The organism is Bacillus sp. DJP31, assembly GCF_049310945.1.
GTDB lineage: Bacteria > Bacillota > Bacilli > Bacillales > SA4 > Bacillus_BS.
Map to the genome: position 1 here is coordinate 48,399 of NZ_JBMERO010000009.1, position 16,653 is coordinate 65,051.

The 16,653-nt window shown below is 36.9% G+C and carries 11 protein-coding genes and 1 pseudogene; 1 reads left to right on the top strand and 11 read right to left on the bottom strand.

Going from position 1 to position 16,653, the window contains the following annotated elements; genetic code table 11:
* Positions 1-74: 74 nt before the first annotated feature.
* The 7 genes and pseudogenes from ACOI1C_RS10330 to ACOI1C_RS10360 all read right to left on the bottom strand — a co-directional run bounded on the left by ACOI1C_RS10330 (position 75) and on the right by ACOI1C_RS10360 (position 11,676).
* Entirely contained in the window at positions 75-1,883 is a 1,809-nt protein-coding gene (locus tag ACOI1C_RS10330; protein ID WP_422510455.1) for an ABC transporter ATP-binding protein, read from the bottom strand.
* Positions 1,864-3,606, bottom strand: coding sequence for an ABC transporter ATP-binding protein (locus ACOI1C_RS10335; protein ID WP_422510456.1), 1,743 nt, complete (start codon positions 3,604-3,606; stop codon positions 1,864-1,866). Before ACOI1C_RS10335 ends, ACOI1C_RS10330 begins: the two co-directional genes overlap by 20 nt.
* 580 nt (positions 3,607-4,186) lie before the next feature.
* A complete protein-coding gene (locus ACOI1C_RS10340; protein WP_422510457.1) occupies positions 4,187-7,081 on the bottom strand; it encodes an EAL domain-containing protein in 2,895 nt (964 codons plus the stop codon).
* A 151-nt stretch (positions 7,082-7,232) separates the two neighbouring features.
* Positions 7,233-7,746, bottom strand: a pseudogene (locus ACOI1C_RS10345) (MFS transporter); the annotation flags it as partial.
* A 170-nt stretch (positions 7,747-7,916) separates the two neighbouring features.
* Positions 7,917-9,743 (bottom strand): ATP-binding protein, encoded by a 1,827-nt coding sequence (locus ACOI1C_RS10350; protein WP_422510458.1) that lies wholly within the window; start codon positions 9,741-9,743, stop codon positions 7,917-7,919.
* A gap of 21 nt (positions 9,744-9,764) precedes the next feature.
* A complete protein-coding gene (locus tag ACOI1C_RS10355; RefSeq protein ID WP_422510459.1) occupies positions 9,765-10,772 on the bottom strand; it encodes a BMP family ABC transporter substrate-binding protein in 1,008 nt (335 codons plus the stop codon).
* 145 nt (positions 10,773-10,917) lie between these two features.
* The gene (locus ACOI1C_RS10360; protein ID WP_422510460.1) at positions 10,918-11,676 is read right to left on the bottom strand and encodes an alpha/beta fold hydrolase; all 759 of its coding nucleotides are present in this window, start codon (positions 11,674-11,676) and stop codon (positions 10,918-10,920) included.
* A 183-nt stretch (positions 11,677-11,859) separates the two neighbouring features.
* Between ACOI1C_RS10360 and ACOI1C_RS10365 the strand changes: the two genes are divergently transcribed.
* Positions 11,860-12,087 (top strand): hypothetical protein, encoded by a 228-nt coding sequence (locus tag ACOI1C_RS10365; protein WP_422510461.1) that lies wholly within the window; start codon positions 11,860-11,862, stop codon positions 12,085-12,087.
* A gap of 268 nt (positions 12,088-12,355) precedes the next feature.
* Here ACOI1C_RS10365 and qoxD read toward each other — a convergent pair whose 3' ends face one another.
* From qoxD to qoxA, 4 genes are read right to left on the bottom strand one after another with little or no spacing between them, the layout of a single operon-like run.
* The gene (gene qoxD, locus ACOI1C_RS10370) at positions 12,356-12,649 is read right to left on the bottom strand and encodes a cytochrome aa3 quinol oxidase subunit IV (RefSeq protein WP_422510462.1); all 294 of its coding nucleotides are present in this window, start codon (positions 12,647-12,649) and stop codon (positions 12,356-12,358) included.
* The gene (gene qoxC, locus ACOI1C_RS10375; RefSeq protein WP_422510463.1) at positions 12,650-13,255 is read right to left on the bottom strand and encodes a cytochrome aa3 quinol oxidase subunit III; all 606 of its coding nucleotides are present in this window, start codon (positions 13,253-13,255) and stop codon (positions 12,650-12,652) included.
* Positions 13,245-15,221 carry a cytochrome aa3 quinol oxidase subunit I gene (gene qoxB / locus ACOI1C_RS10380; protein WP_422510464.1) on the bottom strand — a complete coding sequence of 659 codons (1,977 nt, stop codon included), beginning with the start codon at positions 15,219-15,221 and terminating at the stop codon, positions 13,245-13,247. The genes qoxC and qoxB overlap by 11 nt, the downstream gene beginning before the upstream one ends.
* Positions 15,211-16,206, bottom strand: coding sequence for a cytochrome aa3 quinol oxidase subunit II (gene qoxA, locus ACOI1C_RS10385; RefSeq protein WP_422510465.1), 996 nt, complete (start codon positions 16,204-16,206; stop codon positions 15,211-15,213). The genes qoxB and qoxA overlap by 11 nt, the downstream gene beginning before the upstream one ends.
* Positions 16,207-16,653 lie beyond the last annotated feature (447 nt).

The following is a 16,653-nucleotide window of genomic DNA, read 5'->3' on the forward strand; positions in this document are numbered from 1 at the left end:
GCGAAATAAGGTTTCAACACATTACTCTAGAACGTCCATCAGTCGCAAATACAGTTTTCTGCGACATCTGTCCCCTAATGGTACAAATCATAATAAAAACCCTTTTCCGCCATTAGCTCTTGATGTGTTCCCTTTTCAATAATTTGTCCATCCTTTAACACAAGTATTAGATCGGCACTTTGAATTGTATTCAGTCTGTGGGCAATGACAAAGCTTGTTCTTCCTTTCATTAGCTCCTGAAGTGCTTCTTGAATTTTTATTTCGGTAATGGTATCGATGCTACTTGTTGCCTCGTCCAATAGTAGAATGGATGGTTTGGCAAGAACGGCTCTCGCAATCGATAATAACTGACGTTGACCTTGGCTAATTCCGCTACCTTCATGTTTTAATTTCATGTTGTATGCATTGGGTAGCTTCATAATGAAGGAATGGGCATTGGCTAGTTTAGCTGCTTGAACCACTTCCTCATCTGTGGCATCTAGTTTTCCATATCGAATATTTTCTAAAATGGTGCCTTCAAACAAAAAAGAATCCTGTAAAACAAAACCCATATGCTGACGAATACTCCCGCGTGTAATCTTAGTAAGATCTTTCCCATCAATAAAAATACTGCCCTTTTCTAACTCATAAAATCTTGATAAAAGGTTAATAACCGTAGTCTTACCCGCGCCTGTCGGACCAACTAAAGCAACCGTTTGACCTGGAGACACGTGAAAAGTTAAGTCCCGAACTGTATCCTCACCCTGCTCATAAGAGAAAGATGCCTCTATAAACTCCACTTCTCCCCTTACTTCAGTAAGCTCTGATGCATTCGATTCGTCTACTTCTTCAAGCTCTTCATCCAAAATCTCAAAGACTCGCTCTGCTCCGGCAACTGCTGACAATAATGTATTAAACTGATTGGCTAGATCATTTAAAGGTCTAGTGAACTGTCTAGAATACTCGGTGAAAATAACAATAGCTCCAATCGTAATCCATTGATTGAGAGCAAAGATCCCTCCCACACACGCAATAATGGCAAAGATTAAATTATTTAAAAAATTCATTAGTTTTGGTATAAATCCAGTAAAGGTTTGAGCCCAGAATGCAGTGCCCTTAAGCCTCTCGCTTTTTTCAATAAACTCATTCATTACTCTAGTTTCTTGAGAAAATGTCTTGACGATGCGCTGACCTGAAATCGTTTCTTCAATAAATCCATTGAGTTCACCTAAATTTCTCTGTGACTCTTTAAACAATTTCCCCGTTCGTTTTGTGATCCATTTCAAACCATAGAACATAGCTGGAATAATGGTCAACGTGATCATAGTTAATGAAGGACTTAGCCAAAACATAACGGAGATTGTTCCAATTAGAGTAAGTATGCTAGAAAATATTTGAATGACAGAACTGTTCAACGTGGAGCTTACATTTTCAATATCATTCGTAATACGGCTCATCAATTCCCCATGCTGCCTTTTATCGAAGAATCGAATCGGTAGCTCATGAAGATGTTGAAAAAGCTGGTTTCTCATTGTAGAGACTGTTTTCTGTGCAATCCCAATCATCCATATGTTTTGCAGCCAAAGTGATACTGAATACATAAGATAAACAGCCATTAACCAGATCAATAGAAAGAAGAGCTGATCTGTATCCTTTTCCACGATATATCGATCAATGGCAAAACCCACTAAAAATGGGCCAACTAAACCTAAAACTGAGCTAACAATGATCATTAAAAAGACTAGGCTAAGAAGGCTTTTACTAACAGATAAATACCCCCATATCCTCTTAATGGTTCCGACCCAATCCTTTGCTTTGGGCTTCTTTTTTGTAGGAGTGTCATTTTTTTCTAAATGAATAGGTATTCGCTTATAGCGGAATGGTTTACTCAGCTGCTCGAACACGATGTTTCCCCTCCTCTTTATATTGAGAGTTAAAGATTTTCTTATAAAGAGAAGAATGCGAAAGGAGGCTTTCATGATCTCCTTCTGCTAACAGTTTTCCTTCATCAATAAGTAGAATTTTGTCCGCTTCCATCGCGGTGTGAATCTTTTGGGTAATGATGAGTGTCGTACATGTGTACTCTTTGATTGCCTCGAGGAGACGCGATTCTGTCTGTAGATCTAATGCACTCGTACTATCATCTAAAAGTAAGATTTTAGGTTTCCTTATAAGGGCTCTAGCGATGGATAGTCTTTGTTTTTGTCCACCAGATAAATTGACTCCCTTTTGACCTAGCTTACTTTCATATTGAAGTGGGAGCTTTTCAATGGTGTCATGAATTTGGGCATTTCTTGCCGCTTCAATAATCTCTTCCATTGAAGCATCCTCTTTCCCCCAAGCAATATTCTCCCTAACTGTGCCTGTAAAAAGGAGTGCCTCCTGTGGCACATACCCAATTTGGTTACGAACATCCTCCATTTTCATGGAGAGTAGTTCTTGATTATCTAATAGAATTTTCCCGACTGTGACATCGTAAAGCCTTGGGATAAGTTGAAACAGGGAAGTTTTACCAGAACCAGTAGCCCCTAGAATGGCAACGGTCTGTCCTTTCTCCACCACAAATGACATATCCTCTACTACATTTGCAGATGTACCTGGGTAGTGAAATGATACATGTTGAAACTCAATTCTGCCTTTATCTACTTTTGCAGCCGTGTTAATATTCTTAGAATCTACTAGATCGATATCTGTTTCTAACACCTCTGTTATCCGATTAGAAGATGCTCTAGCTCGTGAAAAAGCCATGACAATCCAAGAAAAAACAGATAAAGCTGAAGTAATCCTCATTGCGTAATGCACAATGGCCACAACTTCCCCCACTTGTGTCCCACCTGTATTCACTTCAAAGCTACCAAACCAGAGGATTGCAATGACACTTGCATTCATTAAAAGTAAAAGTATGGGCATCGTTGTTTCCATTAAACGTAAGGCTGATACAGTCTTATCCATTAAGTTATCATTTGCTGTTATAAATCGGTTCATTTCATGCTTTCTTCTCACATATGCTTTGATCAATCTCATACCGGTCAAATTCTCATGCATGACACTGTTCACAGCATCTAATTTTTCTTGTACGAGCCGGAATAACGACCAACCTTTATTCATTACCCATATGAGTAACATGAAGAGGAACGGCACAGTAATGACAAGAAAAAATGCTAGCTTTGCATTGACAATCAGTGCCATCACGACTCCACCTATAATAAGAAGTGGAGCTCTTAGCATGATTCGTAAACCCATAAAGATAGTGTTCTGAATTTGGTTGACATCATTTGTCATCCTTGTTATAAGAGATGAGGTTGGAAAAACATTGAAATTCGCAAAAGAAAAAGACTGAATTTTTTCATACAAACTTTTTCTTAAATCGAATCCGTAGCTTTGACTAACATGTGATGCATAAAACGAATTCGTAATTCCTGAAGCTAAGGCAAGAAAAGACATCCCCACCATGATGGCTCCCCACTCTAAAACCACCGTGAGATCCTTCTTCATAATTCCATCATCAATAATCTTCGCCATTAACAATGGATGAAGCAATTCAACAAATAACTCCGTTAACATCAGTAAAAGGGCGACTGTAACGGGTAAACGATATGGCTTTAGAAACGTTAATGCTTTAAACATCTGTATACCTCCAAACATGTTTCAAATAAGAAAAGCGCTAGCGCCTTTTTCAGCCCAGGCATAGCAAATGTCCTCAAGCCATAAAGGCGCTTTTTGGCTTGAGGTTATTTGACCTCGTGGGGCTAGGCGCTGGAGCTAGACCAATACCCTGAGTAAAAAAAATTTATACTTTTTTATCTTTTTAGAAAAGAGTAAGTGCCTTGTTTAAAATACTTAGCAAACCTAATATCTTGAATTTATACGATATCTCTCCTATTATCATAACTCTTTTAGCCTAATTTTTAAATAATTTGAAGTGACTTCAATACTATTTGCTTTTTTTAAAAAAAAAGACTGCAATTCTAGTACGATAAGACTACATATAAGTATTTTAATATAGGACAATTTGTACGTTTTTCGTTTTTATTGTCGTAACCATACAAAACCTAAGTTAATTTGTAGAATAAGTAGATAATTAGAATTATATGATAATATATAATTTTCTGATAAGTTTAAATAGTATATAACAACAAAAAAACGAGTATCAAATCTTTGCGATTTCATACTCGATTTCGTATGCTATTTCTATTGTTTCTCCACGTTATCTGAATTCATAATTGTTCTGTCTGCCTGCTAATAGGTCTCTTATCTCATCTAGTGGTATAGGTCTACTAAAATAGTAACCTTGAAGCTGATCACATTGGATACTCTTGAGTATTTCTTGTTGTTCTTTTGTTTCAACACCCTCTGCAATGACGACCATATCAAGGCTATGTGCCACTTCTATCAAGGCTTTTACTATCGTCATATCATCTTTATCTTGTACGATTTCTTGGATAAAAGCACGGTCAATTTTAAGTACATCGACAGGTAGCTTTTTTAAATAATTTAGAGATGAATACCCAGTACCAAAATCATCGAGAGCCAGATCCACTCCAATTTTCTTTAACTCATGAAGTTTTGTAATCACTTGCTCTGGCTGTGACATCGCGACACTCTCTGTAATCTCAAGCTTTAAGTAAGCAGGATCTATATAGCTATCAGCTAACGCATTCTGGATGGATGAAACCAATTCACTGTGCAGAAATTGTTTCATGGATATATTTACAGACATCGTGAGTGAATTCCATTCATGATTCTGTAAATCCTTCAAATCAAAACAAGCTTTTCGAAGAATCCAATCTCCAATTTGAATGATTAAACCTGTTTCTTCGGCCACCGGAATAAAAGTAGCTGGAGGTACAAATCCAAGTGTTGGGTGGAACCAACGAACTAAGGCCTCTACTCCTACCACTTCACCAGTTTGCAGATCAACCTGTGGCTGATAATACAGAACAAGCTGATCCCTTTCTATCGCGAATCTTAATTCATTTTCCATTTCTATTTTTGAAATAATGTTCTTATTAATCTCATCATTATAAAACTGGTAGTTGTTTTTGCCAGTTTCCTTAGCAAAATACATGGCCATTTCAGCATTTTTAATTAACGTATTGATTTCCTCTCCATTTTGAGGATACATACTAATACCGATACTAGCAGAAAGGTGATATTCATTGCCTCTAAGCTTAAACGGATTACATAATATCGCAACCAACTTCTCTGCCAAAAATTCAATTTCCAATTCATTCTCAAAAACAGGAACTAAAACGATAAACTCATCTCCACCAAGCCTTGAGATCACATAGTCCTCGCGACTTACCTCTCTAAGTCTCTCTGACACCTCTATTAGTAAAGAGTCACCAGCTTCATGACCTAATGTATCATTTACAATTTTAAATCGATCCAAATCAATGAAAATGATAGCCATCTTGTTTGTCGTGCCAGACTTCACCAATTCATCAAATCGCTTAAGCAAATAGGCTCGGTTGAATAGATTTGTCAATTGATCATAATGAGCTATAAACTCTAGCTCCTGCTTTGCCTGAAGTATCTCATTAAACATACTCCTCAGCTTACTTTCCGTTTTCTTAAAGTTCCCAACTATATTTGAAATTTCAGTAATTCGAATATCTGGCCACTCAATTTTTTGATTTTTAGCAATCTTCGTTGGTACGTCCTTCGTTAACCCTGCTACTTTCGTAAAGGAGTTTTGAATCCATTTACTTAAAAAATAAGACAGTAATAAGGCAACTCCTGAAAGTAAAAATGCTGATATAAACAATTGTACAAACTGATCATATAGTTGATTTGCATAAAAGTTTACTGGCACTTTCACATGAATTTTCCATGGAATCTCTCCACCAATTTCAGTAATCTTACTATAGGACAGTTTTGACCAATCTTGAGGGGTTGCAATTGATTCTTCTAAGGAAAGCCCGTCATCCTCTTCAAAAAAGATTTCACTATCATACAGTTTAAGTTTTTCCGTTTTCTTTTGATCAGGATCTGTAGATTCAATAATCTTGTCATCCCGGTCCACAAGAGTAACAACCATGCGTTCCTTTACTGATTTACGTAATTGAAAACCATATGTAGAGGGTTTAATAATCCCGACTACATAACCCTTGGCTTCGCTAGTGCTTATTGGAACTGTGATTGAAACAGAATTAATATTTGTATTCTTAATTTTAAATAAATCAGATAAGTAGCGCCCATCTTTTTCGTCTGATATTTTTGCCATACTGTCTCTAAAGTCATACTCATAATATGTATGAGCATCTCCAGAGTAACTGTGTAAAACATTTCCTTTTTTGTCACTTACATAAATAGCATAGTAGTCTGGAAACGAGCTCTGTACATGCATTAAATTGGTGAAAATCTCATCAGACTGGCTTAAACCCAGAATATCAATTCTGCTGGCTATTCCTTTTAAAGGAGTAAGTGAACTTTGATAACTTTGAGTAACGTTCACAACTAGTTCTTGAGTTGTGTTTTCAATTTGACTTTTGATACTTTGTCTTGTCTCAGTAAGTTCGCCTTTCCCTAGTATGATGAGCGAGCACACAACAGGGATAAGGAAAAAGGCTAGCATTAAGTTCAACAAAATTTCTTGCAAAGAAATTTTCCGTTTTATGTAAACAAGCTTAGAAGTTTCAATTAGAATAATAAGTAGATTTGCAATTGTCACATTTAAAAGCATGTTTATACCTTGCTTTAGCATGATTACTGTTGTATTGAGCGTATCATGTCCGTCAAATACAGAGCTAAATAAAAAACAAAGAGGTATACCAATCACAAGAAAATAGATAACTTCCCAAAGAATTAAGTTTTTTTTCACTTTATAATAAAGAGTACCAACCAAGGCGGTTTCTATCACAATTGATATCATACCAAATGGACTATCCCATAAAAAGACGGTGTACAAACTTGAAATAATAGCTGCAAGTACAGCCAACCTTACCCCAAAGTAGTGAATGATTAGTAGGATAAAGATCGATCCAAAAATGAAATGGATACCTAAAAACAGCTCGATGTTAAAGTAATTTCCTAAAAAAGACAATAATGTAAGGAGCAAAAAGCTGATAGTTAACTGAGTTGACTTACTTAATCTAGACATCTACTTTTCCCCTTATACAACTAAACTTCAAATTTCGACATTATTCTCATTTTCATTATAAAGGATTTAACCAAAAAATAGGTTGGATTTACAAATAATTTACTTAGAAAATTCAAAAAAGAGACTACCCTTTATTTTCCGAGGAATCGTCTCTAAATATATCACAATCATTATGCTGCTGTGCCAAAACACCAAAGACGAGTCCACTCAAACCGATGCCAAGATCAATGGCTGAGTAGAACATTCCATTTGCTACCCCACGCCGATTTGGAGGAGTCTAAGATAGTGTCCATGATTGAAGGGTCGGTAGCAACTATCCAAAACCAATTCCAAACAAAATCCCCGCCACAATAATTAGAGTGTTGGAATAGGCAAAGGATAAAACCCACCCTTCCGATAAACGTAATCACTGGACAGACACTTACTAACCCTTTAGGTCCTCTTTGATCAAACCATTTACCTGTTACTAGTCTTGATACCGAAGCCATAATCGCGTTCACTAAGTAAAAAAGAAAAATTTGATCGATTCCTCTCTCTTCCCCAAAAATAACGATAAACGTTACGATTGATCCATATCCAAAAGTGACCATCATCGTAATAAAGGCAGGATACCAGCTAGATTTTTCTACTAATGAACCGATGTAAGAAAAGGGGAAGTCCTCTTTTTATTGCACCTAGTCTAGGTATTTATTTTTCATTTTAGTCTCCAAGATACCCCTCACTTCCATTTACAAAAGAGTCATTAAAAAATTTAAGAAACAAATTTAAGCTTAACGATTTATAAATAAATAGGCAAAGGAGCTAGTAAAATTCACTAACTCCTTTGCTACTTTTCTTATATCGCTCTTTTCTTCATTTGTTCACTTATTGGAAGTGTTATGATGAATGACGTTCCCTGCTGTGAGCTGGAAACTAATTCTATGTTTCCTCCATGATTCTCAACAATTCGCTGGACAATGGTTAATCCCAATCCCGTTCCCTTTTCCTTTAAGCTTATGAAAGGATCGAATACGGAGCTCTGAATATGAAACGGAATTCCAGGCCCGCTGTCTCTAATATGAATCTCATAGGATAATTTCGTAGATTTAGAGAAGATAGAAATCTTCCCTTCACCTTCCATAGCCTCAATGCTATTGCGTATTAAATTGTGGAATACTTGCTTTAATTGCTTTGAATCCACTAACAATGGTAAACGTTCTAATTCAATTGAGAATTCAACCTGTTCAAAACCTAAGGACTGAGTGATTAACGGTAAAATTTCCTCAATAATGTCTTCAACATAGCTACTCCTTAAGATCGGTGCACCTGGTTTTGATTGAAGGAGCATCTCTTCAATGATGAAATTAATCCGTTCAATTTCTTTCATCAATAAAGCTAAATGGTACTGCCCTCTTTCAACTTCTGTAAATGAAGCATTCATTAGGGAAATAAATCCATGTATGACGGCTAATGGATTTCTAATTTCATGAGCGGCACCGGCTGCCATTTCTCCAACAAGTGCTAATTTTTCGGATTGATGAATCCTATGTTCCAATTCTTCCGTTTCTGTAATATCTATAAAAAAGATAATTCTCCCAATCACTTCTTGGTATTGATCCACTAATTCCGATTGGGATAGGAGGAGTTGTTTCGTCTCTTCATTCTTTAAAAAAGGAACTTTAACATTTTGACAGATTTGTTTTGAAGAAAGAATATCCCAAAATGGTTTGTTTTCTAATAGAATGAATTCTTTTTCTAACTCTTTGAGATCTTTCCCATCCACATTAAGCAATTGTTGCGCAGAAGTATTGATTGAAACATCTGCATTTCGATTATCAATTGTAATAATACCTACAGGTAGTGAATTTAGAATTTGTTCACGATAAATTTTATCAGACAAAATCATCTCGAAGGATTCCTTTAACCGGACAGACATTTGATTAATGGAATGAGTTAGCTGTTGTAATTCAAATTGACTTGTCTCTTTTATGGTCAATCCATAATCACCTTGCGCTATTTGATCTACCTTCTGAATCATTGAATCAATGGGCTTTGATAAGCTAGCACTAATGCGGAATGACACATAGATAGACAGTGAAATTGCTCCCATTGTTAGAAACAGCAATGTCCACAATGAGTTTTCAATAATAACGGTAAACCTATTAGAATGACCTTGTAACGAGCTTATGGTCTCTTTTTTAGCAATCATCAATTCCTTTTTTATGAGAGACAGTCTTGGAATATATTCTTCTGCAATATAGCTTTTTGCTCCTTCTTGATCTTTAAAACTGAGGAACCCTTGAACATTATTTATTATGAGGAGGTCGAGTAGAGTTATGTCTGTTTTAAATTTTTTTAAAGACAATGGCATTGGACCGTTTTTTTCTTCAAGATGGCTCTGATCTTCTTCAATAAATGAATTAAATTCTTCCATAAATTCACAGCAATTGGCTTTAGAAAGTGAGCTTTTCACAATGTATTCTTTTAAATTAATCTCTTCTTCCCAATGCGATAGCCAAAGATACTCGGGGATATTGTCAGTTTCTATTATATTGCTCACATTTTTAATCTCTTCAATGGATTGAACAAATATTAGAGAAAAACCACTTAGTAAAAAAGTAAGTAAAAGGAGGATGGTAAGTATTTTACTACGAAATGAGACTCTATGAAGCATTTTAAACATTTCCATCCTCCTCCTTTTTTTCTAGTTTTCTTTAAATGGTAATTCACCTTTAGTAAACTTATCCATTTCTGTTTGAATAAGGTTCTTCTCTTTTTCTGTAAACATTGAGCCAAATCGTGCTAATCGATACACTTTATCTTCCTCAGTTAACATAACTTTTCCTGTTGGTATACCCTCAACACTAAAGAAATCCTTCATGATCGCTACATAGACTTCTGGAACCTCATTGAGGACACTAGTTAAGACAACATTCTTGCCCATGTAAGACTGGTCATCAATGTACCCGATAACATAGATTCCGTTCTTTTTAGCATGATCTATAACGTTTTGGTTATAGGCATTCCCTTTTGAGTAAATAACATCTACACCCTTTTTAAGTAAATCGTCCATTACTTCGACAGCCATTTTCCCATCATCTCTACTTCCTACCACACTATAATAATAAGTTGATTCAGGAAGATAGTAGTTTAGACCAGTCTCAAACTCTATGTTATTTTCTCGGTTATCAATCGCGTCAAGAATAGCAATTGTGTTACTTTTTGTTTTTAGTGTAGCTGCATAGGCAGCAAAATACTCAATATTCCCTTGATCAAATGTATAAACAGCTTGATTGGGATGCTCAGCTGTACCGTGTACCGTAACAAATTTAACCTCAGGAAATGTAGGGGCTAGTTCTGTAAAAACATCTGAGAACTCACGACCATGACCAATGATAACCATTGATCCTTTATCTATTGCATCTGTTATTGTCTCTTCCATTAGTGGTTTTGTGTTAATCTCACTATGCAAATCAACTGTAACTGGGTACTTCTCTTCCATTTTTACTTTCCCTTTAAAGGCTAGACTTCCCCAACTCTGATCAACAATGACATCAGAGGTAATAACTGTTATCTGCTTCTTTTCTGATGGTGCAACTGAGTCTGTATCATTTAAGATTCCTTTTGTTTTAATCAGGATGGTCAAAAGAATGGCTAAAACAACAATCATTGTGACAAGAAGTATAATTCTAAGCTGTTTGGTTTGTCGCATACTAGTCTCTCCTTTATAGATACCTAAAGATTATATCTTTTTTTAATTATAGCGAAAATTCACCCACTTTGGGTACAATTTTCTACTTTTTTTTACATGAAGCGACAAACCTTTCTTCCCATAACAAAATAAACTTAGTCTCAAATTAGAAACTAAGTTTATCTAATACAATTCCTTGCAGAAATTCCTCATAAAGACTTGAGAAACAATATGGTCTAAACAAGTTAGCTGCATGACCGGCATGTTTAAGTTCTTTATAAAAGACTTGTGGATTAATCTTGTCAAGTTCCTGTAAGCATGATTTATAAAGAGGATCATGGTCACCCATTACCCAAAGAATCGGGATCTGCAACTGTTTTAAATCATTTTTTAAATCATATTTTAGCCGATGTTCAATTGCATTAATTAAGATGTCTGGTTTCAGATCAAGAGCAAATTGATAATAGACTTTACGTGAAATAATGGCGTACGGGTCAAGAATTCGATTCTTTGGGTAAATGGCATTCGTATACTTCTTTAACCACAATTCATAGGGCTCGCTCCGCTTATCCCAGAAGTCCTGGAAAACACTAAACAAACTGGAAGGCGAATTATAATGCCCTCCAATACAACACATGCTCTGCACTTTTTCTCTCCATTTATTCGCAAAAATGATACTAGGATAGCAGCCATAACTGAGAGAGCATAAATGAGCTTTTTCAATACCATTTTCTTGGAAAATCCGTTCTAATTGTTTTACCAATTGTTCAAGGGTAAACTCAACATCATTTTTTCCTATATATTGGCCGTGTCCAATTAAATCATAGCTATATACCTTGTAATCTTCTTTAAAATGATCAATCTGTTTACGAAATGCCCTTTTCGTTCCCGTTAATCCATGGATAAAGACAATGGTTTCTTTCATTATGCCTCCATTGGTCGATTATGAAATGAGGTTATTTATCTAGTGTAACGGGTGAATGTAAATTTTTTCAGGATAAAAGGTAAATATTCTTTCATTTCTTTCATTATATAGTCCTTTAATCGAAAAAAAGATTTGACAAATTTGTGAACAAAAATAGAATAGTATATAAGGGGTTGATCTAAGATGAATAAAAAACAATTACGTACTATGACTTTCGGAAGAAGAATGACAAGTATAGGTTTAGTTGTCGGCTTTATGATATTTTTAAGCAGCTTTTTTGTAAGCGGTATCAAACAAGATTACATTCTTTCTATTGGACTAAGTATTATGGTGACTTCTATGCTGCTTTTTGGATTTGGTTTATTTTTAATGCTTATGCAAGAGGTTAGCGATTCGAGGCAGAGAGTTTGATCGTAAAATAAAGATTCCTTTGGTTACCACTCAATTGCTTTTCCTCACTTCACGGGCATCTGAGGACCTCTGTATCTCATTTAGTTAGTTCTTCATCTCCGAGTGATTGTCTAAGATTCTTATTCTTTTGGATAATAAAAAAGCTTGGAAAGTTCTCCAAGCTTTTTTTGGCTTAATCTGCAATTATATTTGTGTTTTACAACTTAACATCCCTCATGTGATTCTCCGCCCCATTCATGAGGTTATATGTTATTCTAAAAGGTCGTTATTAATGCCCAGCATGCCCAGAGTTCAAGACCCAAACTGACCCGACTACAATGACTACGGCACAGAATACACCATATCCAATATTAATTATCTGTGTCTTCTTGTCCTCTCCCTCATTCACATGCATGAACATAAACAGCTGAAGGCCTGCTTGAATGACAGCAAGTGAACCTATTATCCACATGATTACGGTAAAGGATAAGGATGTTTTAAGGGCAATCCATGCGGCTACTAAGGTTAAAACCATAGATGTGATAAATCCAAAGACATGGCTAATTGGAAAACGTTTTTCCATCTACCCCACCATCCCTTTCAAATACACGAATGTGAAGATAAAGATCCAAACCACATCTAGAAAGTGCCAGTACAAACCAATGATAAAGGTTTTTCGAGCGGTAACTGGCGTTAATCCTCTTCGCAGCAGCTGGATGATAATCAATGTTGCCCAGCCTATTCCCATTGCAACGTGCAAGCCGTGTGTGCCAAGTAAAACGAAGAAGCTAGATAGAAAGGCACTTGTCTGCATCGTTGCTCCTTCATGAACGTAGTGCATAAATTCATTAACCTCCATGTAAAGGAAGCCTGCACCTAATAACAATGTAAGAATGAGCCATATTAGTAAGCCTTTTAGATTGTTACGACGCATTTCAAAGATGGCCACTCCACAGGTGAAACTACTGATTAACAATAGGAAGGTCTGTATCATGACTTCTTTTACCATCATGATATCCTTAGGCGTAGGTCCCCCGGCATATCGTTCACCGAGGACCCCATAAACAGAGAAGAGTGTAGCGAATAAAACAATTTCAGCACCAAGGAAAATCCAGAAACCAAGTATATTCATCCGATTTTGTTCAGATTGGTATTCAAGTGGCAAAGCTGTATTCACATTAGCTGACATGATTGTTCACCTCTCCCTCTACATTTCTCCAAGTACGTTCTGTTTTAGCAACCTCATCCACACTTACATGGTACCCATCGTTGTAATCAAATGACCGATAGATGAGACCCGCAATAATTCCAACCCCTGCTACTATCGCTGCAATATGTGCTTCAAATACTAGGAAGAATCCTGCTATACCGAAGAACACACACATCATAAATGGCAATCCTGAGTTACTCGGCATGTGGATCTCTTCAATTTCACTTTCCTTTAATGTTAACCCTTCATTGGTCTTCTTCATATACCAGAAGGCATCCATTGACTTTACTTCTGGTAGCTTTGCAAAATTATAGTGCTGAACAGGGGAAGCTGTCGCCCATTCTAGTGTTCTAGCATCCCATGGATCACTTGAGATGTTACGATCCGCGTAGCGAATACTCCAATAAATGTTATAGCAAAATGCCGCAAATCCAATGGCTAATATAACTGAACCAATCCCGGAAACTAAGAACAAACTAGAAAATCCTGATTCAGCAGAGTACGTGTAAGCACGTCTTACCGCACCTTTTAAGCCAAGGAAGAACATCGGCATGAATGTCACGTTAAATCCGATCACAAACAACCAGAAGTGAACCTTCCCTATTTTCTCATTTAACATATATCCAAACATCTTTGGCCACCAGTAGTAGAGACCTGCAAAAACCGCAAACACTACACCTGGTATTAATACATAATGAAAGTGAGCAACCAAGAACAGTGTATTATGATATTGGTAATCCGCTGCCCCCATTGCTAGCATGACACCCGTCACACCCCCGATAACAAAGCACGGCACAAAGGCTAATGCCCAAAGCATCGGCGTCGAAAACTTGATTCTACCTTTCCTCATCGTGAAGAGCCAGTTAAAGATCTTCACTCCAGTCGGTACAGCAATTAACATCGTAGTAATCGAGAAGAATGAGTTAACTAGGGCACCAGATCCCATTGTGTAAAAATGATGCACCCAAACCAGCATACTTAAAATCGCAATACCGGCAATCGCATAAACCATTGACTTGTATCCATATAGTGATTTACGTGAGAACGTTGCAATGATTTCTGAAAATATCCCAAATGCAGGTAGGGCAACAATGTATACCTCAGGATGTCCCCATAACCAAAACAGGTTTGCCCAAAGCATATCGCTTCCTCCACCTGAAAGAGTGAAAAAGTGTGTCCCGTACAGGCGATCAAACATCATCAATGCAAGGGCAACAGTAAAAATCGGGAATGCCGCAACAATGATGACTGAAGTAACAAGTGTTGTCCAAGAGAACATTGGCAAACGCATTAGCTTCATACCTTTTGTACGCATTTTCAGTATAGTTACTATAAAGTTAATCCCCGTCATCAACGTCCCAATCCCCGCGATTTGTAGGGCAATGGCATAGTAGTTGTTCCCTATTCCTGGACTGAATTCTTTACCTGCTAGTGGAAAATAAGAGGTCCAACCGGCATCCGGTGATCCTCCAATGACAAACGAGATGTTAAATAACATGGCTCCACTCATAAACAACCAAAAGCTCAGTGCATTTAACTGAGGGAATGCAACATCTCTTGCTCCAATTTGTAGCGGAATGACAACATTCATGAGTCCAATTAAGAATGGCATTGCCATGAATAAAATCATGATCACACCATGCGTTGTGAAGATTTCATTATAGTGCTGCGCATCTAGAAGCTTCATCTCAGGTCTGGCCATCTGGGCCTTCATGAGAAGACCATCCATTCCCCCTCGGAAAAACATCAGGACCGCAGCAATAATATACATGATTCCGATGCGCTTATGATCAACTGTTGTAATCCATTCTGTCCAAAGCCATTTCCACTTTTTAAGATAAGTAATACCCGCAACCATCCCAATCATCGTGAGTAGGATAGATATTTGTGCGCCTAGTATTAACGGGTCACCAGTTATCAATACTTCATCCCATCTAATGCCCATCATGGTCACCTCCGTTTGGATCTTCCTCTTCTACATGCTCATCCTGACTTTCTGGTTCTTTTTCTGATTTATATTTGTAGTTATCATCTGATTCAAAGGTCTTCCCTTGATAGCCATGATAGCGGTATAGCTCGGGATTCGTGTATGATTTGGAATCAACATCTGCATGATTCACCCATTCTAAATGCGTGTTCGAGAAGGTTAACCGACCTAAATGCGTGGGCTTTAATAGCTTCTCATACTCAGATTCCGTTAGCTTTGGAGCCGTATCCTGCACTTCCCTTACCCACTCGTCAAAATCAGCCTGAGTTTGAGAAAGAACTTCAAATTCCATTTCCGTGAACCCTCGACCATTAAAGTTCGAATTTCTACCCAAATAAGATCCTGGGTTATCAGCGACTAGGTACATTTGTGTTTCCATCTTACTCATCGCATACTTCTGACCACCTAGAGCCGGTACCCAGAACGATTGCATCGTACTAGCTGATGTTAATTTAAAGTCAATTGGCGTATCTTCAGGAATATTAACGTAGTTTACAGTCTCAATTCCAAGTTCCGGATAACTAAAAATCCATTTCCAGTCTGCAGACGTCACATTAATCGTAACCGGCTCCTTTTCCTCAAATCCCTGTGGAACCTCTTCAAGGTCATATAACGTTGTAACCGTTGGAATGGTTAAAGCAGCTATAATGAGAATTGGAATACCTGTCCAGATGATTTCGAGCATCGTGCTACCATGCTCTTCTGGAGGCTCATAATCCATGTTCTCTGGTTTTTCACGATATTTCCAAACGATAAATATAAATAATCCAAACACAACAATAATAACTAGCAGCATCCACATCAAGGACCAGTTGATCAGTTCCATAATGCTTCTTGCTACTGGACCCTGTGGCTCAAAAACAACCATATTTGTTTCACAGCCGCTTAGAAAGAGAGCAAGCATGAATGTTGAAAGTAAAATCATGTTCCTTTTTAGCTTCATTGTTTTCACATCTCCTTATAGAGGAAGAGTATTGTAAACGAATTGTGAAGATTGTTCAGTATTTCACAAACGTGTCACAAGTAAATAGAAGTTTGTTAAGTAATTCACAAACTTGATGAAAAATATAGATTGCTCATCTTTTCACAAGCCACTTGAAAAAATATATTTCCTAGTCAATTTCAGCTAGGATTCGACTTTGTAAATGAATTGTATCACATACTTCCTAGAAAGGCTGTGACAGAAATTAGTACAGATTGTGGCGAAAAAGTGAAGTTGATATCCCATTTTGTGTAGAACATGCACAGAATGTTTTTTTGTCCACACAACCTAGTCATTCTCCTTTTGTTTGATGGTTTTTAGAAGAAAGTCCCATTGTATTGGCCAAAACTACTTATCCTTTAGAAACTATCCACTATTTTATAGTCAACTCTCTTTCAAAGATCAAAA